Consider the following 18,942-nt stretch of genomic DNA (forward strand, 5'->3'; position numbering starts at 1 on the left):
AAACCAGGGTGGGGGCGGCCAGGCCAGCCCCCAAGGCCGCCTGGTTCAGGTCAGCGCGCCCACCAGCATCTGCAGCGCCGCGCCAAAGTATTCCGGTGCCAGGCCCAGCGGCGGGCGCGTGCCGATCAGCTTGCTGGCGATTGCCGCGCCGCCGTTCGACACGGCGAACGAGGCGCGCTCCCCGGTATTGAGATCGATCCACGCCGGGATCGGCTGCCCCTGCGCCAGGCACTGCCGCCAGAAATTGGCCACCGGCTGGACCAGGCTGGCGCGATGGCCGGCAAGCGCGAACAGCGGCACGCGGATCGCGTCAAAGCCAAAGCGCGGATCGTGGCCGGGGGCCGGGGCAAAGCGGCCCGGGCCGGCCACCTCCACCCAGTCGGCTGGCAGGCCATATTGGCCAAAGCGCGCCTGCGACACGATCGCCGTGGCATCATCGGCCAGCGCCTGCCATACGCCCGGCCCGTCCCATTCGGCAAAGCTCGTGAAGGCAGGCCAGATGAAATAGGATGGATTGACGATGACACGCCCGTTGGCCTGGAAGCCTTCCAGTCCGGGCAACAGCAGCTTCATGCCAAAGCGGTCGACGACCAGGCGCTGGCGGATGGCGGCGCGGATCGCGGCAGAGCGCGTGCGCCATTCCCCCACGCCCCAGCGCTGCCCGGCGCGCTGCAACGCCCAGGCGATCATGATATCGCCATCGGCGGCATTGTTGCGATCGGGCACGTGGTCAGGATTTGACGGATCGTACCGCCACGCATGCAGCGCCACGTCGCTGCGCAGCAGGTTGTCGTTGGTCCAGTCCGCGATCAGCTCGAACGTGGCGCGGTCGCCGGCCTCCAGGGCCAGGACCAGGCCATAGCTCTGCCCCTCGCTATGGCTGATCCCGCCGTTCTGCGGATCGACGATCCGGCCCGAGGGATCGAGAAAGCGGGCCTTGAACGTTTCCCAATCGCCGTTGCTGGCCATGGCCTTGCTCTGTCGCCCCGGGGCGCAGGCGGCGGTCAGTGCCACCAGCAACCCGAACCCGAACCCGCGCCGATCAATTCCTTCACTCTGCCCGGCGCCGGCCGGGCGCTTCATCCGATCAGCGGCCATGTCTGATTGCAAGCGTATGCCCCTTCCATTCGGCCGTGGTCGTCAGGGCAATGCTGCTGCCCATCATGCGGAACCAGGTGTCATAGGTGCCCTCCATCAAGGGCGGCAGCAGTGCTTTCCACGGCTCGGCGATCTCGGCCTCGGTTTCGGGATAGAGACCGTCCTGGCGCACCACGATGGCGCTGTCTTCCACCGTCACCACGGCGCTGCCCCAGCCCAGCGTGGCCCACAGCGCATTGATGCGCGTGGTCATCGTGCCGAGGTCTTCCACGTCATCGAGCGGCACCACCGCGGCGATCCGCTTGCCCACCGCGGCATAGAAGCCATGGCTCTGCTCTTCGGTCGCCGCGCTCGACAGCTCGCGCGCGATCATGGCCACCAGAAAGCTGGCACCGGCCGGTGGCGAAGCTCGGAACGCGCTGGACACGCGCGGTGTCTTCGGGTCCTCAAACATTATTTGGTCGCTCCCAAACTCTGGCGGATGCCGATGGTCGAGCGAAGCTCGTCATAGCTGCCAAAGGTATTGTAACTGGCCTCGCCCCCGATGCGGGTCGACGGGCTGATCTGGTAATAGACCGATCCTTCGGCCGAGAGCGCGAAGCCGGTCTTGCTGAGGCTGTCATACCGCGCGCGCACGTCGCTATCCTGGGCCTTGAGCGCGTTGAGCTGGGCCTGCAGCGGATCGTTGGTGGGATAGAGCGCGGCGTCTTTCTGGTTATAGCTCTGATAGCCTGGGGTGACCGCGGCACGCACGGCCAGCTGGTCCTTGTCCAGGGCATAGCGCACCGGAAAGCTGACCGAGAGGAAGCTTTGCGGGCTGAAATAGCCGCCGTGGCCATAGGTGAAGTAGTTCTGCGGGTTGTCGTACGACTGGTAGTTGACGTTGATCCCGCTGGTGAGCGACGAATGCTCGGTGCGATAGACCCGCAGGTAGCCGCCAACATTGGCTTCGACGCCGTGGTTCTTGCGCACGTTGATGCCGTTGTAGCGGTTGTAGGCCACCGTGCCATAGGCGCCGCTGCCGTTGCGATCGACCGACAGCCCGGCGCCGCCGCCCAGCCGCATGACATGGCCCCAGGTCTGCCCCGTAACCGGATCGCGCGTGCCGGAATAGGCGATCACGCTGTCGGTCACTGGGCGGCGCTCCACCCAGGCCTGCGCCTGCACGCCATTGCCCAGGCCGGGCGTGACGCCAGCATGGAACGAGACCTGGGTCTTGCCCATGCCCAGCGGCGTCGTGCCGACATCGGCATTGACCACACTGCTGTCATAGCCCACGCTGAGCCCCACGCCCGAGCGGTGCTGGGTATCGGCCTGGACCAGGGCAGAGGCTTTCTGCGCGACGATGGCCTGTGCCTCGATCGTGGCATTGGTGCCAAAGCGCGCCAGGCCCGATCCGGTCGGTCGGCCGGAATCGAGCACCACCGCTTCGGCGCGGGCATGCACGCGGCCACCGGCAAGCCCGGTGGAAATCTCGGCAGAGCCGCGCAGGTCGCTCAATTGCGAAAGCCCGGTCTCACCCTTGCGCTCGCGATACGAGGTGCCAAGGTCGACCCGCGGCCCGCTTTCACGCGTGAGCGAGGCGATATCGCCCGAAATCTTGGCCATCACCGGATCGACCGGGCCGCCAGCCGCCAATGGCGCTGCCGCATCGCCAAACGGCGAGGAACCGACAGGCGCGGGCGCCGTGCCAAAGCCCTGCCCGCCAAAGGCCGGGCTTGGCAGCGCGCCATAAGTGCCCTGCGCCGGATAGGCAGGTTGCGACGGATAGGTGTTCTGGGCCGGGTAGGAATTCTGGGCCTGATAGGAATTCTGGGCGGCCGGCGTGGCATAACCACCACCCGCACCATCCATGACCGAGCCACCGTTCTGCGCCACCGGCGTGGCATAGGCGGGCGTGTTGCCATAGGATGGCGCAGCATAGCTGGCGGGTGCGGCATAGGCCGGGGGCGCGCCGAAGCCGTTGTTCATCGGCACCATCTGCGCGCTGGGCAGGCGCGTGCCGCTGCCCAGGGCAAAGGGATTGATCTGCGGCTGGGCCTGCATCGCCGGCTGATCGCGGAACGGATTGCCCGTGCCCACGCCCATCGGATCGGCGGCAAAGGGATTGCCGCCAAAGGCATCGATGCCATTGCTGCCGCTTTGCCGCGAATAGAGCGCGCGCGCTTCCTTGAGCAGGCGCACCGCAGCGCTGCGATCGCCGCGCGCCTGGGCCACCTGGGCCAGAGTCATGCGCACCTGGTAATCCTGCGGAAAGGCCTGCAACGCGCGGTTGGCCGCGCTTTGCGACAGTTCCTTGTCGCCGGCGGCCTGGGCGGTCTGCGCCAGGCCGAGCAGGGCATCGCGGTTGCGCCCGTCACGCGTCAGCACGATCTGGAAGGTCTGCGCCGCGCGCGCGGCCATGCCGCCCGATTGATAGAGCCGGGCCAGCGCCGCCATGATTTCCAGGTTGTCGGGCGCAGCACCCCAGGCGCCGCGCAGCACGTCAAACGCCTGGGCAAACTGGCCATTGAGGCGCAGGCGATCGGCCTGGCCCACTGCCAGCCCGGCCGACATGCGCGCCAGCGTGCGCTGGCCTTCGGGCGAAGTATTGCCCAGCGCCGCCGCCTTTTGCAGGGCCGCACGGGCCAGGTCGTCGCGACCGGTCTTGGCCAACACGCGCACCACCGCGTCATAGCCGTCGAGATCGGCGATATCGCCGCTCATCGCCGCCTGGGCATATTGCCCGGCGCCCACGCCATCGCCCAGGTCATAGAGCGCGCTGGCAATCGCGGCGCGGCGTGCGGCGGGCAGCGTCTTGATCGCGCCCAGCTGGCGCAGCGCCGCCACGGCCTGCTCGCGCTGGCCGCCAGCGGCCATGGCCTTGGCCCGCTCGATCGCGCTGTCGGTCTTCACCCCCAGGGCAAAGTTGCGCATCGCCGGGGTGCGCTGGGTTTCGGGAATGCGATCGATCAGCGATTCGGCGGCAGCATGGCGGCCCAGATCGGAATCAATCAGCGCGGCGGCATAAAGCGCATCGGGATCGCCCGACTGGGTCAGCGTGTTGATCAGCGATTCGGCTTCGACGCTGCGGCCATGGCGGATCAGGAAGCGGGCAAACTCATAGCGAATCCACGGATCGCTCTGATCGAGCATCAGCCCGCCCTGGAATTCCTGCTCGGCCGTCACGTCATCGCCGCGCGCCACGGCAGCCAGCGCGCGGCCACGCGCGGCGCGGCTCTGCAGGCGCTGGTCGGTCTGCGTGCCGCTCACCTCGCCGGCCTGGCGATAGAAATCGGCCGCGTCGGCATAGCGGCCCTGGCGTTCATAGATATCGGCGAGCAGTTCGAGCGCCGGCCCCGGCTGGCCAAAGCCAGAGCGCACCAGCGCCTCGGCCGCAGCCTGGGCCTGGTCGGTCTGGCCACGGGCCAGAAGATTGCGCGCCTCGTCCATGCCGGCATAGAACCGCGCGGCAGACAGTGCCTCGGCCCAGCGGCCGGGATTGGGCTGGCGCGAGGCCTGTTCCAACAGATCGCGCGCTTCGGCAAAGCGGCTTTGACGCAGGCGCACGATGCCCAGGCCACCCAGCGCATCACCATCGTTGCGGTTGACGCCCAGCGCCTTCTGGAAACGGCTGGCGGCCGCATCCAGGTTGTTGTCATCCAGCGCATCGAACCCGGCCATGCGCTGTTTGCCGGCATTGTCGGCGGCGCGCTGGCGCGGGTTGGCCGCAGGCGGCGGTGCCTTTTCCGCCACGCGCTCGGCCGGGCGCGGCTGCGGACGCGGCGCGGCCCGCGCCACGGTCGGGCGCGGGGCGGGCTTGGCTGCGGGCTGCTTGGCAGGTTGCGCCTTGGGTGCAGCGGCGGGCGCTCCACCCCCGGCCAGAGCGCGGCGCGCCTCGACATTGCCGGGATCAAGCGCCAGCGCGCGGCGCAGCGCCTGATCCGCCAGATCCTGGCGCCCCTTACCCTTCCAATACAGCCCCTGTGCAATCAGGGCCTTTACCCCGGGCACATCGGCAAATGCCACCTGGGGCAAGGCCAGCGAGGCACTCGAGGCCAGCAGGATGGCAACAGCAGCACGGGAAGAAGGCAGCGGCGCGGACATCTCATTCATCCTTTGCACCCAGACGCAGGCGAGCCTGGCGGCGGAAATAGGCGTAAGCTGGGCCAGTGAGCCCCAATGCCAGAATGAGCGTGCCGAACGCCATGAGCAAGGGGCGTTGGCTGAACCAGAACGCCACCTTCATCCAGATCGGCAGGCTGCCGACCCAATAGGTGGACCCGATGGCAAAGCTGGACATGCCATCGCCCGTGGCGACCGAGAGGTCACCCTGGATCTGGGCGTTGATCTTGGAATCGGCCATGCCATCGACCAGCGGGGGCAGATCGGCCGCATCATCGGCCACCAGCGCCACCACCGTGCGATCCGACGCATAGGGAGACTGGAAGCTGACGATGCCGGCAAACCCGCGCGCAGCGTGGATCATCGGCTCGACATCGGCCTCGTTGGTGAGGCCACGATCGGAAAACAGCGCGGAAACATACTGCAGCGGGCTTTTTTCGGCCACTTTTAGCCCGTGCCCATCCCAATGCAGCGGCGCATTGGCAAAGACCTGGCCAGCCCCGGCGATCGCCGAGCTGCCGATCACCAGGATATCCTGGCTCGACAGCCGATCGGGATCGACGCCATCGGCCACGGTCACCCCGGTGGGGGCGATCCCGGTGCTGTCGCCAAACCGGCCCATCAGGTTGAGGAATGCCTGGACCGAGGCCGGCGTGGGATTGCGGCTCATCAGCACGGTCGTTTCGCCCAGGTCGGGGCGGATCGTGAAGGGATAGCCCGCACCTGCAAACGTGGCGAGGTCGGGCATTTCCAGCGCATGATAGGCGTGGCTGAGATCGATGGTCGAGGCCGGATCGACCGCCACGCGCACGTTGTCGGGCAGCGTGCCGGTGCACTTCTGCTTGTCGGCCAGGATCAGGTTGTAATCGAAGACCAGATCATTCTGCCCGAACAGGTTGTAGCGCGGCAGGGTCAGGCTGGCCGAACCGTCAAAGCTGTTGGCGCCCTTCGACCCGAACCAGTCGCTCCACCAGCTGCCGGCCAGCGGCAGGGTCTTGAGGAACTGGCTGTTGATCGAAATATCAAGGCGCGAGGCCTTGCGATCCATCCACTTGGCCAGCGGATAGCGATAGATAAGGTTGAGCGTGCCGCCCTGGCGCGGCCAGAAGAACAGGTCCGGCGCCACGCGAAAGCGCGCCGTCAGCGGGCCAGGTGGCAGGCCCATGCCCTGGAGCGCATAGGGCTCCATGATCTCGCCCAGCTTGACGGCGTGATCGGTGGTGATCCAGCGCGGCGCGCCATAACGCGGATAGCTGGGCACGCGGGCGCCATCGAAATTCATCCGCGCCCCGCCAAACACGCCGCGGCCCGACGAGACCGCAGCAGCCGCCAGGCGCAGTTCGCCATCGTCGCGACCCATGATCACCAGCACGGTGCCATAGGGATCGCGCGGGTTACGCACGACGGCGGCCGAAGGGCCGCTGACCGTCATGTTGAGACCGGGCAGGCTCTGCCCCGATTTGAGGAAGGCGATCGCGTTGCCCATGGGCATCTGCCCAAAGAGTGGCTGGAACGAAAAGCCGCGATAGCTGGCCATAGAGCCCAGCCAGCCGGCCATGGCGGCAGATGCCTCAAGCTCACCCTTGTGGGGTTGGCCGGCAAACACGAACGGCATCTTGAGCGTGGTGTTGAGCGCACGATCGAAAAACGGCCCGGGCAGGTGCGACAGGTCGGGCACGTTGGGCAGGGCCTGGGTGGTCAGATCCAGCCACGAGCGCGTGTTGCTGACATTGGCCCAGAGCACCGAATTGAACGGGTCTTCGCAATCGCGGGCATAGTGCCCGATGAGGCGCAGGTTCAACTGGTTGTCACCGGGCAGGAACAGCGCGGGGTTGATCGGCAGGGTCAGCACCTGGCCGCCAGAATCCTGCGGGCGCAGCGGCACGGTCTGCACCACTTCGCCGTTCACCAGCACGACCAACTGCGAGAGATCGCCCAGCATCGCCGGCGACCAGGCCAGTTGCAGGGTGATCGACGCATCGGTCACCACCTGGTTCTTGCGCACGCCGAACGGAATGGAGATTTCGCCACGCGTGCCCTGGAGCCGCACGGCGTTCTTGATGCGCAGGTCCTTGAGCGTCAGCCGTTCACGCGAAACGCCGCCGCCCGAGGCGGCAGCGGCGGGCGCAGCGCCGGCCGGCGTCGTGGCGGCCTGGGCCTGCTGCGGGGCAAGCAGCGTGCCCACCAGCGGCATGGCCAGGAGCATCGCGGCGGCAGCAGCCAGGCTGGCGCGCTTCTTGCGCTTGCCCTGCCCTTCGGCCAGCTTGGCGTCGGCCTTGGCCTTTTCCTCGGCCGCGCGCGCCAGCTTGGCCGCTTCGGCAAGACGGCGCTGCTCTTCCTTGGCGGCCTTGCGTTCGGCACGATTGAGCAAGAGCAGGCGCTTGATCGTCAAGCCATCGACCACCAGAATATCCCTCAGCGAACGCAAGCCAGGCACAATCTCTGGCGGCGCGGAGCGCTGCCAGGCGTCCGCCCGTCCCATAACGGCACGAACAAGCCTACGCTGGCCCAGTGTGTCAAGCGGCTGATAGCGGACAAACGCACGGCCACGCGTGCGGCGCACGGTTTCCACCGGCACGGCCAGACGATCATCGCCCATCGCCAGGACGATATCGGTCACCGTGGCATCGCCCACCGGCAGTTCGGGCGGCAGTTCGATCGCGGCCCCGCCCATCGAGATGTCGATCGTGGTGCCATCCACCACATGGCCCGAGGAAAAGTGAACGGCGACAGGCAGTTCGGCAGTCACGCGGATGGTCTGGCGGGCCTGCCGGGTTTCGCGCGCCACCGACACGGCTGCGGTCAGGATGATCAGGCTGAAGGTGGCCCAGGCGACGTTGAGCGCCAGGGTATCGAGCTGCACGTTGAACAGGTGCTGGAAGAAAACGCGCTTGCCGATCGCCAGCAGGATGCCGAACACGATCGTGGCCATGCAGATCATGTGCGGCTTGACGATGGCCCAGTCGAAGAACGTGCGATCGAGCAGGTCGCCCTTGTCGGTCACGTTGAACTTGCCCTTGCGCGGGTTGAACCAGGTCATCACCGTGGGCGCTACCAGGTGGAAGGCCAGGATCGTTTCATAGACCTCGCCCCAGAACGGGCGGCGTTCGCCGGCCTGCGAGCGTTCCGAGGTGACCTGCGAGCAGAACAGGTGCGGCGCGGCATAGGCAAAGATCAGCGAGGCCGACGCGGCGATGATGTTCTGGCCAAAGATCAGGTAGGCAAGCGGGCTGGTCAGGAAGCAAATGCGCGGCAGCGGAAACTGGAAGTGCAGCATCGCATTGAGATAGCACAGGCGCTGCTGCCACTTGAGGCCGGGGCCGAGCAGCGGGTTCTCGATGCGCAGGATCTGCGTCATCCCGCGCGCCCAGCGGATGCGCTGGCCGATGTGTAGCACCAGGCGCTCGGTGGCCAGGCCCGCCGAAAGGCGCGCGCTGATATAGGCGGTGGACCAGCCGGTGCGCTGCAGCTTCAAGGCGGTGTGCGCGTCTTCGGTCACCGTTTCGCCGGCAAAGCCGTTGGTTTCCATCAGCGCCTCGCGGCGGATCACCGCGCAGCTGCCGCAGAAGAACGTGGCGTTCCACAGGTCGTTGCCGCCCTGCACCGGGCCATAGAACAGATCGCCTTCGCCCGGCATGTGCTTGGCCGTGGCCAGGTTGCGCTGCACCGGATCGGGCGAATAGAAGAAGTGCGGCGTCTGCATCAGCGCCAGCTTCCGCTCCTTCTGGAAATAGGCCACGGTCAGCTGCAGGAAGGCGCGCGTGGGCACGTGGTCGCAATCGAAGATCGCGATCAGTTCGCCCTCGGTCTTCTTCATCGCCGCGTTGAGATTGCCCGCCTTGGCGTGCAGGTTGTTGTCGCGCGTGATGTAGCCGCAGCCGGCCTCGCGGGCAAAGGCGCGGAATTCGGGGCGGCGGCCGTCGTCCAGGATATAGACGTTGAAGCGGTCGTGCGGGTAATCCATGTCCATCGCGGCGAACACGGTGTTGCGCACGATATCCAGGCTCTCGTTATAAGTGGGGACATAGACGTCCACCGTCGGCCAGGTGTCGGGCTCGCCCTCGATTTCCGCAACCGGGCGCTCCAGCGGCCAGGTGGTCTGCAGAAAACCCAGGATCAGCAGCACCCACGCATAAAGTTCGGCCAGGTAAAGCCCGGTGCCGAAAAGGAATTCCAGCGGCGTGCCGAACGACAGCGTCTGCGTGGTGCGCCAGAAGATATAGCGGGTGGACGTGATGATCGCGAGGATGCCGATCGCCAGCGAGCCCTTGCGCGATTTCCAGCGCGACAGCGCCATCATGCCCACGATCGTTCCGCCGGCCAGCATCCACTGCTGCTTGAGATCAAGCGGCACGCCGATCACCACCAGCGCGGTCAGCGCCAGCAGGACGAACGTGCCCAGCCGCAGGAGGTTTGCGGGATTGCGGAACAAGGCGATCATGCGGCGCGGTTCTTTCCGGTCTGGCCAGCGGGTGCGGCGGCATCGTCTTCGGGCAGGTCGGCGCCCTCGTCATCCAGGATTTCGGCAATCAGTTCGGCCACGCATTCGCCCAGCGCGATGGTATCAGCCAGGGCTGCGCTGTGCGGGGCATAGCGGCCCAGCGGCTGAAGCATGGCGCCGGCCTCGATCACTGCCTCGTCGCGGCGCACCTGGCCGAGCAGGCGATCGCCCAGCAGTTCGCGCAGGAAGCCCACCGAATGGCGGGCAAAGCGACGGGTGTCTTCCACCATGCTCATCACGAAGCGGGTCTTGGCCAGACCGGTATCGTTGACCGCCGGCAGCATCATCAGGCATTCGGCGGTCGCCGTCAGCGGGCAGATTTCCAGCACGGCATAGGGCAGCAGCAGATCGCGCAAGTGGCGATCGGCGCTGGAAATGTCGGCCACGAACAGCTGCTCGCCGCCAAAGCCGATCTCGCCCTTGGCGAGCGCTTCGGCAAAATCGGGCTGGCGGGCCAGGGCAGCCGCGCTACGCAGCGCCACACCCTGAACCGATGCGCTGGCCGTATCCTCGGCCGGGGCATCGAGCGGGGGCAGCGCTTCACCCGGGCCGATCCCGAAGTGCAGCTGCAGCGTGCCGCTCTGCGCCAGATCGAGCGCGGTGACATCGTGGCCGGCGCGCGACAGGGCGATCGCGGTGGTGGCCGCCAGGAACGACGTGCCAGTGCCGCCGCGCGGGCTGTGGAACAGGATCAGGGCCATCAGGCGTCTCCCCCTTCGACCGCATCGGACAGGCGCTGCAGCAGCGAGCGGATGTTCTGGGCGCGATCGGGGCGGCCATAGCGGCCAAACAGGCTGGGCGTGGCGGCAGGCTTGGTCGGCAGCGGCACGGGATCGGATGGGGCAACCGCCACCGGGGCGGCCACAGGCTCGGCAACACGCTCAGCTGGCGTCATCGCAGCGGCCACCGGGGCTTGTTCGGGGCGGGCTTCGGCACGAGCTTCAGGGCGGATCTCGGGACGAGCCTGGGCGCGGGGCGCGGGCAGGCGGGCGCTGTCACCCGGCATGGCCGCTGCGATGGCCGAGGCATCGTCCTGCGGCATGATGCGCGGATCCTTGAGCAGCGCCTCGAAGATCGGCCAGCTTTCCAGATCGGCGAAGCGGTCGACGAATTCGCGATAGCGAAAATCGCTTTTCCCCAACCGATCCAACAAGACCTTTGCATCTGCCCGCATAGCCCAAACCCCTTAGTAATCTCTCTAGAGGTCTTGCAGACAATGGTTAACAAATACCTTCGCATCCCCCGCCACATGCCAGAAACCCCCCGGTTTTGCGAGGTTTTGTCACGGTAACGAAAATTAATCGACCCTAATGTGACCAACCGGCCCGCCGGGCATGGCGTCAACCCAGGCCAGGAAAGGACCGATTCGCCACGCCGCCTAACCCGTGACGATGCGGTAGGGCACGCGATCGCGCTGCGCCGGATCGACGGCAATGGCCCGGTCGCTGGGCGGAAATGCCCGCTGGTCGCAGGTATCGCGCGGGCAAGTGCGGCACGATGCACCGATCCGCGCCACCGCCTCGTCGCTCGCCAGGTTGAGCCCGTCGGCATAGACGAACTCGCTGGCCAGCGCCGCTTCACAACCCAGCGCCACGGCATAGCGGCGCGACGGGCGGTAATAGGAACCCGATGGCTTCACCAGGCCCTTGGCGATCGAGACATAGCGCACGCCATCGGGCATTTCGGCCAGTTGCACGTGAATGCGATCGGGAATGGCCACCGCCTCGTGCACGATCCACAAGGGGCAGGCCCCGCCATAGCGGCCGAACTGCAGCCGCGTGGCGGAATGGCGCTTGGTCACGTTGCCGGCCATGTCCACCCGGCAGAAGAACACCGGAATGCCGCGCGCCTGCGGGCGTTGCAGCGTGGACAGGCGGTGGCACACCTGCTCGAAACTGGTGTGGAACGGCTGGCGCAGCCGATCGACATCATGGCGCAGGACCCGCGCCGCCTGGGCAAAGGCGGTATAGGGCATGGTCAGCGCGCCAGCGGCATAGTTGCCCAGGCCCACCGCCAAAAGGTGCCGCGCCGCTTCGCTGCGCAGGGGCGCATGCGCCACGATCTGCGCGATCGCATCGGCCAGCGCAATGGCGCAGACCTGATAGGCAAGCTGGAACCGGCTGGATTCGAGCGGCTGGGTGGAATCGAGCGTGAGCGTGCGGCGCGGCGCATCATAGCGCCGCACCGGGCCGCCGCCGCGCCACACCACGCTCACCCCTTCGCCCGCCAGCCAGGCCTGCATCTGGGCAATATCGGGCGACGGCTCGCCCTGCCCGATCCGCGCCGCCAGGTCTTCGGCCCCGCGATCGAGCGCATCGACATAGTTGCCGGCATGGTGGAACCAGTCGCGCACTTCCTCCCACGGCAGGCGCCCGCCCGCGGCCAGGCTCGCGCCGATGGTCTCGTCCATCATGTCGAGCCTCTGGCGGGTTTGCGTATAGAGCCCGTGCAACTGCACCACCTGCCGCGCCAGATCGGGAAACTGCCGGGCCAGCCGCTCGATCTGTTCGCCCGGCGGGCTGGCAGAGAGATGCGGATCGGCCAGCGCCCCGCGCAGTGCCTCGGCCAAGTCATCGGCCGCGGGCGGCGCCAGGTCTGCCCAATCGACCGGGAACGTTGCCATCAGCGTGTCGGTCAGCGCGGGCGTCAGCGGCCGCTCGTCGTTTTCCAGTTGCGAGAGATAGGACGCGCTGATGCCGAGCATGCCGGCCATATCGGCCTGGCGCAGGGCGCGGCGCTGGCGCAGCGCGCGCAAGGGTTGCCCGGCAAAGAGAGGACGGCGTGCCATGGTGCCATGCGGGCTATCACGCAGCCCGCGCTTTGCAAAGTATCGCTTCGCAACTTTACAGATTAACATTGGACAGCGCCGCCGCCCTACGGCATCGCGGAGCCAATTCTGCAAACTTGCAAAGCGAGAGATGCCATGTCAGCCAACATTGCCGAGATGGAACGCCGCCGCGCCGCCGCGCGCCTGGGTGGCGGCCAGCGCCGGATCGATGCCCAGCACGCCAAGGGCAAGCTGACCGCGCGCGAGCGGCTCGACATCCTGCTCGACGAAGACAGCTTCGAAGAGATCGACGCCTATGTGGAGCACAACTGCGTCGATTTCGGCATGCCAGAAAACACCATTCCCGGCGATGGCGTGGTGACCGGATCGGGCACCATCAATGGCCGCCTGGTCTTCGTGTTTTCGCAGGACTTTACCGTGTTCGGTGGCGCGGTGTCCGAACGCCACGCGATGAAGATTTGCAAGATCATGGACATGGCGCTGAAAGTGGGCGCGCCGGTGATCGGCATCAACGATTCGGGCGGCGCGCGCATTCAGGAAGGTGTCGCCTCGCTCGGCGGCTATGCCGAGATTTTCCAGCGCAACGTGCTGGCCTCAGGCGTGGTGCCGCAGCTCTCGCTGATCATGGGGCCGTGCGCGGGCGGCGCCGTCTATTCCCCGGCGATGACCGACTTCATCTTCATGGTGAAGGATTCCAGCTATATGTTCGTCACCGGCCCCGACGTGGTCAAGACGGTGACCAACGAGATCGTCACGCAAGAGGAACTGGGCGGCGCGATCACGCATTCGACCAAGACCTCGGTGGCCGACCTGGCGCTGGAAAACGATATCGAGGCGCTGCTGACGGCGCGCGAATTCTTCGATTACCTGCCGCTCACCAACCGCACCGGCGTGCCCGAGCGGCCCACGTCCGACCCGTGGGACCGCCTGGATGAAAGCCTCGACACGCTGATCCCGGCCTCGCCCACCCAGCCTTACGACATGCGCGAGGTGATCACCAAGGTGCTGGACGAGGGCGATTTCTTTGAAATCCAGCCGGGCCACGCGGCCAATATCCTGTGCGGCTTCGGCCGGATCGAAGGGCGCACCGTGGGCGTGGTGGCCAACCAGCCGCTGGTGCTGGCCGGCGTGCTCGATATCAACTCGTCCAAGAAGGCCGCGCGCTTCGTGCGGTTCTGCGATGCGTTCGACATTCCCATCCTGACCTTTGTCGACGTGCCCGGTTTCCTGCCCGGCACCGCGCAGGAATTGGGCGGCATCATCAAGCACGGTGCCAAGCTGCTGTTCGCCTATGGCGAGGCCACCGTGCCCAAGATCACCGTGATCACGCGCAAGGCCTATGGCGGCGCCTATGACGTGATGGCGTCCAAGCACCTGCGCGGTGATTTGAACTATGCCTGGCCCACGGCCGAAATCGCGGTCATGGGCGCCAAGGGCGCAGTGGAAATCATCTTCCGCGGGCTTGGCCCCGAAGAGATCGCGGCCAAGACCAAGGAATACGAAGACCGCTTTGCCAACCCGTTCGTGGCCGCGAGCAAGGGCTTTGTCGACGAGGTGATCCACCCGCATTCCACGCGCCGGCGCATCGCGCTGGGCTTGCGCAAGCTGCGCGGCAAGCAACTCGAAAACCCGTGGAAGAAGCACGACAACATTCCGCTGTAAGAAGGCACGCAATCCCATGAAGCTTGGTCGTTTGAACCACGTTGGCGTGGCGGTGCCCTCGATGGAGGACGCCATCGCCTATTATCGCGACGTGATGGGCGCGAGCCTGATCACCGCGCCGTTCGACATGCCCGAGCAGGGCGTGAAGGTGGCTTTCGTCAACACGCCGGGCGCAGCGGGCACGGCTGGCACGCAGATCGAACTGATCGAACCGCTGGGCGAAACCAGCCCGATCGCCGGTTTCATCGCCAAGAACCCGGCCGGCGGGCAGCACCACCTGTGCTACGAGGTGGAAGACATCGAGGCCGCGCGCGCGTGGTTCACCGCGCAGGGCAAGCGCATCCTCGGCCCCACGCGGATCGGTGCCCACGGCACCCCGATTTTCTTCCTGCACCCCAAGGATATGCTGGGCCAGCTGACCGAAATCATGGAGACGCCCCGTGGGGACCATTAAAGACTGGGAAGCCCTCGCCGCCAAGGAGGTGAAGGGCAAGGACCTCACCTGGCACACGCCCGAAGGCATCGTGGTCAAGCCGCTCTATACCGCCGATGACGTGGCGACAGACCCCGGCCTGCCCGGCTTTGCCCCGTTCACGCGCGGCGTGCGCGCCAGCATGTATGCCGGCCGCCCCTGGACGATCCGGCAATATGCCGGCTTCTCCACGGCCGAGGAATCCAACGCGTTCTATCGCCGCAACCTGGCCGCCGGGCAAAAGGGCCTGTCGGTGGCGTTCGATCTGGCCACCCATCGCGGCTATGACAGCGACCATCCGCGCGTGGTGGGTGACGTGGGCAAGGCCGGCGTGGCGATCGACAGCGTCGAGGACATGAAGATCCTGTTCGACGGCATCCCGCTCGACCAGATGTCGGTGTCGATGACGATGAACGGCGCGGTGATCCCGATCCTGGCATTCTTCATAGTCGCGGGCGAGGAACAGGGCGTTCCCACCGAAAAGCTGGACGGAACCATTCAGAACGACATTCTGAAGGAGTTCATGGTCCGCAACACCTATATCTATCCGCCCGAACCCTCGATGCGGATCATCTCGGACATCTTTGCCTTCACCTCGGCACGGATGCCCAAGTTCAATTCGATCTCGATTTCCGGCTATCACATGCAGGAAGCCGGCGCCACGCAGGTGCAGGAACTGGCCTTCACCATCGCCGATGGCATGGAATATGTGAAGTACGGCGTCGCCTCGGGTCTCGACATCGACAGGTTCTCCGGGCGGCTGTCGTTCTTCTTTGCCATCGGCATGAACTTCTTCATGGAAGTGGCCAAGCTGCGCGCCGCCCGCGTGCTGTGGCACCGCGCGATGACGCAACTGGGCGCCAAGGACGAGCGCAGCAAGATGCTGCGTACCCACTGCCAGACCTCGGGCGTCAGCCTGCAGGAGCAGGACCCCTACAACAACGTCATCCGCACCACGATCGAGGCGATGGCGGCGATGCTGGGCGGCACGCAGTCGCTGCACACCAATGCGCTCGATGAAGCGATCGCGCTGCCGACCGACTTTTCCGCGCGCATCGCCCGCAACACCCAGATCGTGATCCAGGAAGAAACGGGCATGTGCAACGTGGTCGATCCGCTCGGCGGGTCGTACTACATCGAAGCCCTGACCCAACAATTGGTCGACCAGGCCTGGGCCATCATCGAGCGCGTCGAGGCCGAAGGTGGCATGGCCAAGGCCGTGGCCGCCGGCTGGCCCAAGGCGATGATCGAGGAAGCTGCCGCCGCCCGCCAGGCCCGCGTCGACAAGGGCGAAGATGTGATCGTCGGCGTCAACAAGTATCGCCTCGCCATCGAAGACCGCATCGAAACGCTCGAAGTGGACAACCACGCCGTGCGCGCCGGCCAGATCGCCCGCATCAACGCGGTGCGCGCCAGCCGCGACGAAGCTGCCGTGCAGGCTGCGCTCAAGGCCATTACAGAGGCGGCGCGCGCGGGGGCTTCGACAAGCTCAGCCCGAACGGATGGGGAGAAACAAGATTTCCCCATCACGGACGGTGCGGAACAGAACACCGTTCGCCCTGAGCCTGTCGAAGGGCCTATCCAAACCACCCCCGATCTCACCCACAACCTCCTCGCCCTGGCCGTCGAAGCCGCGCGCCATCGCGCCACGCTGGGTGAGATTTCCGATGCGATGGAGGCGGTGTTCGGCCGCCACGGCACCACGCCCACCCCGGTCAAGGGTGTCTATGGCGCGGCCTACGCGGCCGACAAGCGCTATGCCCAGGTGATCGAGGGCGTCGAGGCCGTGACCCGGCGCTTGGGTCGCAAGCCCCGCATGCTGGTCGCCAAGATGGGCCAGGACGGCCACGATCGCGGCGCCAATGTCATTGCCTCGGCCTTTGGCGACATGGGCTTTGACGTGACCAGCGGCCCCCTGTTCCAGACGCCGGAAGAAACCTGCGTGCTGGCGCTTGCCACCGACGTGGACGCGATCGGCGCCTCGTCCCTGGCGGCTGGGCACAAGACGCTGATCCCCGAACTCATCGCGCGTCTGCGCGAAGCTGGGCGGGGTGACATCAAGGTGGTGGCGGGCGGCGTGATCCCGCCGCAAGATTATGATTTCCTGCGCGAAGCCGGGGTCCAGGGCATCTATGGCCCGGGATCGAACGTGGTGGAATGCGCTGCCGATATGCTGCGCCTGCTGGGCCACAACATGCCGCCGCTCGACGCGTGACGGGACGGGAGAGGACGATGTTCAAGAAGATCCTTATCGCCAATCGCGGCGAAATCGCCTGCCGCGTGATCAAGACCGCGCGCCGCATGGGCATTGCCACCGTGGCCGTCTATTCCGACGCCGACGCGCGCGCGCCGTTCGTGCAGATGGCCGATGAAGCCGTGCACATCGGCCCGGCGCCGGCCGCGCAATCCTATCTGATCGCCGACAAGATCATTGCCGCGTGCAAGGCCACCGGGGCCGAGGCGGTGCATCCAGGCTATGGCTTCCTGTCGGAACGCACCAGCTTTGCCGAGGCGCTGGCCGCCGAAAACATCGCGTTCATCGGGCCGCCCGTCGGCGCGATCGCCGCGATGGGCGACAAGATCGAATCCAAGAAGCTGGCCAAGGCCGCCGGCGTCAACGTCGTTCCCGGCTATGTCGGCGAGATTGACGATACCGACCATGCCGTGCGCATTGCCAACGACATCGGCTATCCGGTGATGATGAAGGCTTCGGCCGGCGGTGGCGGCAAGGGCATGCGCCTGGCCTTTTCCGAAAAGGACGTGCGCGAGGGCTTTGAAAGCGTGAAGCGCGAAGGGCTCAATTCCTTTGGCGACGATCGCGTGTTCATCGAAAAGTTCATCGAGAACCCGCGCCACATCGAAATCCAGATCCTGGGCGACCAGCACGGCAACATTCTCTACCTGAACGAGCGTGAATGCTCGATCCAGCGCCGCCATCAAAAGGTGGTGGAGGAAGCCCCCTCGCCCTTCGTCAGCCCGGAAATGCGCAAGGCCATGGGCGAACAGTGCGTCGCCCTGTCGCGCGCGGTGGGCTATTATTCCGCCGGCACGGTCGAACTGATCGTCTCGGGCGCGGACAAGACGGGCAAGTCTTTCTACTTCCTGGAAATGAATACGCGCCTTCAGGTGGAACACCCGGTTACCGAGGCGATCACCGGGATCGACCTGGTCGAACAGATGATCCGCGTAGCCGCCGGGGAAAAGCTGGCTTTCACGCAGGATGATATCGGCATCGATGGCTGGGCGATCGAAAACCGCGTCTATGCCGAAGATCCCTATCGCGGCTTCCTGCCCTCCACCGGGCGCCTGGTGCGCTATCGCCCGCCGCTTGCCGGCTGGACCGACGATGGCCAGGCCAATGGCCGGCGCGGGGTGGACGGCGTGCGCGTGGACGACGGCGTCTATGAAGGCGGCGAAGTCTCGATGTTCTACGATCCGATGATCGCCAAGCTGGTCACCTGGGGCAAGACGCGCGACGAGGCCGCCGATCGCCAGGTCGCCGCGCTCGACGCGTTCGAGATCGAGGGCCTTGGTCACAACATCGATTTCGTCAGCGCGATCATGCAGCATCCGCGCTTCCGTTCGGGCGAACTCACCACTGGCTTCATTGCCGAGGAATATCCCGAAGGGTTCCACGGCGCCCCCGCCGACGAAGCCCTGCAGCGCGCGCTGGCGGGCATTGCCGCGTTCCTGGCGACGGCGCGGGCCGATCGCGCCCGGCGGGTGGATGGCCAGTTGGGCAAGCGGCTGCGGCCGCCATCGGCATGGTCGGTCACCTTGGGTGGCCAGGTTTTCGCCGTGGCGCTGGCAGGTGACGAGGTTACCGTCGATGGCACGCCGCTCGATCTGGCGATGGAATATACCCCCGGCGATACGCTGGTAGAGGCTGAGGTGGACGGCGCGGTGCTGGGCGTGAAGGTCAAGCCGACGCGCAGCGGTTTCCAACTGACCACGCGCGGCGCGATCCACAAGGTGCAGGTCCTGCCCGCCCGCGTGGCGCCCTATGCCACGCACATGATCGAAAAGGTGCCGCCCGATCTCTCGCGCTTCCTGATCTGCCCGATGCCCGGCCTGCTGGTTTCACTCAACGTGGCCGAAGGCGACAGCGTGGAAGCGGGGCAGCCGCTTGCCGTGGTCGAGGCGATGAAGATGGAAAACATTCTGCGCGCCGAAAAGAGCGGCAAAGTCAAAGCAGTGCGTGCCAAGGCCGGCGAAAGCCTGGCGGTGGACGCGATCATCCTCGAGATGGAATGAACCGCCTGCCAGGAAGGCTAGTTGACGTTTACGTAAGCGTGAATTACAGGACGGCGAAACCGT

Annotated in this window: 11 protein-coding genes; 4 read left to right on the forward strand and 7 right to left on the reverse strand. The window is 66.3% G+C overall.

What is annotated here, in order from left to right; genetic code table 11:
- Positions 1 to 45: 45 nt before the first annotated feature.
- From FHW97_RS13580 to FHW97_RS13610, 7 genes are all read right to left on the reverse strand, one after another.
- Positions 46 to 1,098 carry a glycosyl hydrolase family 8 gene (locus FHW97_RS13580; protein ID WP_022674484.1) on the reverse strand — a complete coding sequence of 351 codons (1,053 nt, stop codon included), beginning with the start codon at positions 1,096 to 1,098 and terminating at the stop codon, positions 46 to 48.
- On the reverse strand, positions 1,088 to 1,552 hold the full coding sequence (gene bcsD, locus FHW97_RS13585; RefSeq protein ID WP_022674485.1) for a cellulose biosynthesis protein BcsD: 465 nt from the start codon (positions 1,550 to 1,552) through the stop codon (positions 1,088 to 1,090). Before bcsD ends, FHW97_RS13580 begins: the two co-directional genes overlap by 11 nt.
- Entirely contained in the window at positions 1,552 to 5,184 is a 3,633-nt protein-coding gene (locus FHW97_RS13590; protein WP_168353241.1) for a cellulose biosynthesis protein BcsC, read from the reverse strand. The genes bcsD and FHW97_RS13590 overlap by 1 nt, the downstream gene beginning before the upstream one ends.
- Before the next feature lies 1 nt (position 5,185).
- On the reverse strand, positions 5,186 to 9,643 hold the full coding sequence (gene bcsA / locus FHW97_RS13595; protein WP_168353240.1) for a UDP-forming cellulose synthase catalytic subunit: 4,458 nt from the start codon (positions 9,641 to 9,643) through the stop codon (positions 5,186 to 5,188).
- Positions 9,640 to 10,404: a cellulose synthase operon protein YhjQ/BcsQ gene (locus FHW97_RS13600; protein ID WP_054131825.1), complete on the reverse strand. Its 765-nt coding sequence runs from the start codon at positions 10,402 to 10,404 to the stop codon at positions 9,640 to 9,642. Before FHW97_RS13600 ends, bcsA begins: the two co-directional genes overlap by 4 nt.
- Positions 10,404 to 10,877 (reverse strand): hypothetical protein, encoded by a 474-nt coding sequence (locus FHW97_RS13605; RefSeq protein ID WP_168353234.1) that lies wholly within the window; start codon positions 10,875 to 10,877, stop codon positions 10,404 to 10,406. The genes FHW97_RS13600 and FHW97_RS13605 overlap by 1 nt, the downstream gene beginning before the upstream one ends.
- Before the next feature lie 204 nt (positions 10,878 to 11,081).
- Entirely contained in the window at positions 11,082 to 12,491 is a 1,410-nt protein-coding gene (locus FHW97_RS13610; RefSeq protein WP_168353239.1) for a short-chain fatty acyl-CoA regulator family protein, read from the reverse strand.
- A gap of 135 nt (positions 12,492 to 12,626) precedes the next feature.
- Here FHW97_RS13610 and FHW97_RS13615 point away from each other — a divergent pair, with 135 nt between their 5' ends.
- From FHW97_RS13615 to FHW97_RS13630, 4 genes are read left to right on the forward strand one after another with little or no spacing between them, the layout of a single operon-like run.
- Positions 12,627 to 14,153 carry an acyl-CoA carboxylase subunit beta gene (locus FHW97_RS13615; RefSeq protein WP_168353238.1) on the forward strand — a complete coding sequence of 509 codons (1,527 nt, stop codon included), beginning with the start codon at positions 12,627 to 12,629 and terminating at the stop codon, positions 14,151 to 14,153.
- A 16-nt stretch (positions 14,154 to 14,169) separates the two neighbouring features.
- Positions 14,170 to 14,607 carry a methylmalonyl-CoA epimerase gene (gene mce / locus FHW97_RS13620; RefSeq protein ID WP_168353237.1) on the forward strand — a complete coding sequence of 146 codons (438 nt, stop codon included), beginning with the start codon at positions 14,170 to 14,172 and terminating at the stop codon, positions 14,605 to 14,607.
- Positions 14,594 to 16,840 carry a methylmalonyl-CoA mutase gene (scpA, locus tag FHW97_RS13625; protein WP_168353236.1) on the forward strand — a complete coding sequence of 749 codons (2,247 nt, stop codon included), beginning with the start codon at positions 14,594 to 14,596 and terminating at the stop codon, positions 16,838 to 16,840. Before mce ends, scpA begins: the two co-directional genes overlap by 14 nt.
- Before the next feature lie 17 nt (positions 16,841 to 16,857).
- Positions 16,858 to 18,879, forward strand: a complete 2,022-nt coding sequence (locus tag FHW97_RS13630; RefSeq protein WP_168353235.1) for an acetyl/propionyl/methylcrotonyl-CoA carboxylase subunit alpha — start codon at positions 16,858 to 16,860, stop codon at positions 18,877 to 18,879.
- Positions 18,880 to 18,942: the final 63 nt, after the last annotated feature.

It is taken from the genome of Novosphingobium sp. SG754 (assembly GCF_013149315.1).
GTDB classification, from domain to species: Bacteria; Pseudomonadota; Alphaproteobacteria; order Sphingomonadales; family Sphingomonadaceae; genus Novosphingobium; species Novosphingobium capsulatum.

What these genes read in the sequence shown, in the direction of transcription:
- bcsA (WP_168353240.1), bottom strand. Translation starts at nt 9,643, where the DNA reads ATGATCGCCTTGTTCCGCAATCCCGCAAACCTCCTGCGGCTGGGCACG.
- FHW97_RS13600 (WP_054131825.1), bottom strand. Translation starts at nt 10,404, where the DNA reads ATGGCCCTGATCCTGTTCCACAGCCCGCGCGGCGGCACTGGCACGTCG.
- FHW97_RS13580 (WP_022674484.1), bottom strand. Translation starts at nt 1,098, where the DNA reads ATGGCCGCTGATCGGATGAAGCGCCCGGCCGGCGCCGGGCAGAGTGAA.
- FHW97_RS13630 (WP_168353235.1), top strand. Translation starts at nt 16,858, where the DNA reads ATGTTCAAGAAGATCCTTATCGCCAATCGCGGCGAAATCGCCTGCCGC.
- FHW97_RS13605 (WP_168353234.1), bottom strand. Translation starts at nt 10,877, where the DNA reads ATGCGGGCAGATGCAAAGGTCTTGTTGGATCGGTTGGGGAAAAGCGAT.
- mce (WP_168353237.1), top strand. Translation starts at nt 14,170, where the DNA reads ATGAAGCTTGGTCGTTTGAACCACGTTGGCGTGGCGGTGCCCTCGATG.
- bcsD (WP_022674485.1), bottom strand. Translation starts at nt 1,552, where the DNA reads ATGTTTGAGGACCCGAAGACACCGCGCGTGTCCAGCGCGTTCCGAGCT.
- FHW97_RS13610 (WP_168353239.1), bottom strand. Translation starts at nt 12,491, where the DNA reads ATGGCACGCCGTCCTCTCTTTGCCGGGCAACCCTTGCGCGCGCTGCGC.
- FHW97_RS13615 (WP_168353238.1), top strand. Translation starts at nt 12,627, where the DNA reads ATGTCAGCCAACATTGCCGAGATGGAACGCCGCCGCGCCGCCGCGCGC.
- FHW97_RS13590 (WP_168353241.1), bottom strand. Translation starts at nt 5,184, where the DNA reads ATGTCCGCGCCGCTGCCTTCTTCCCGTGCTGCTGTTGCCATCCTGCTG.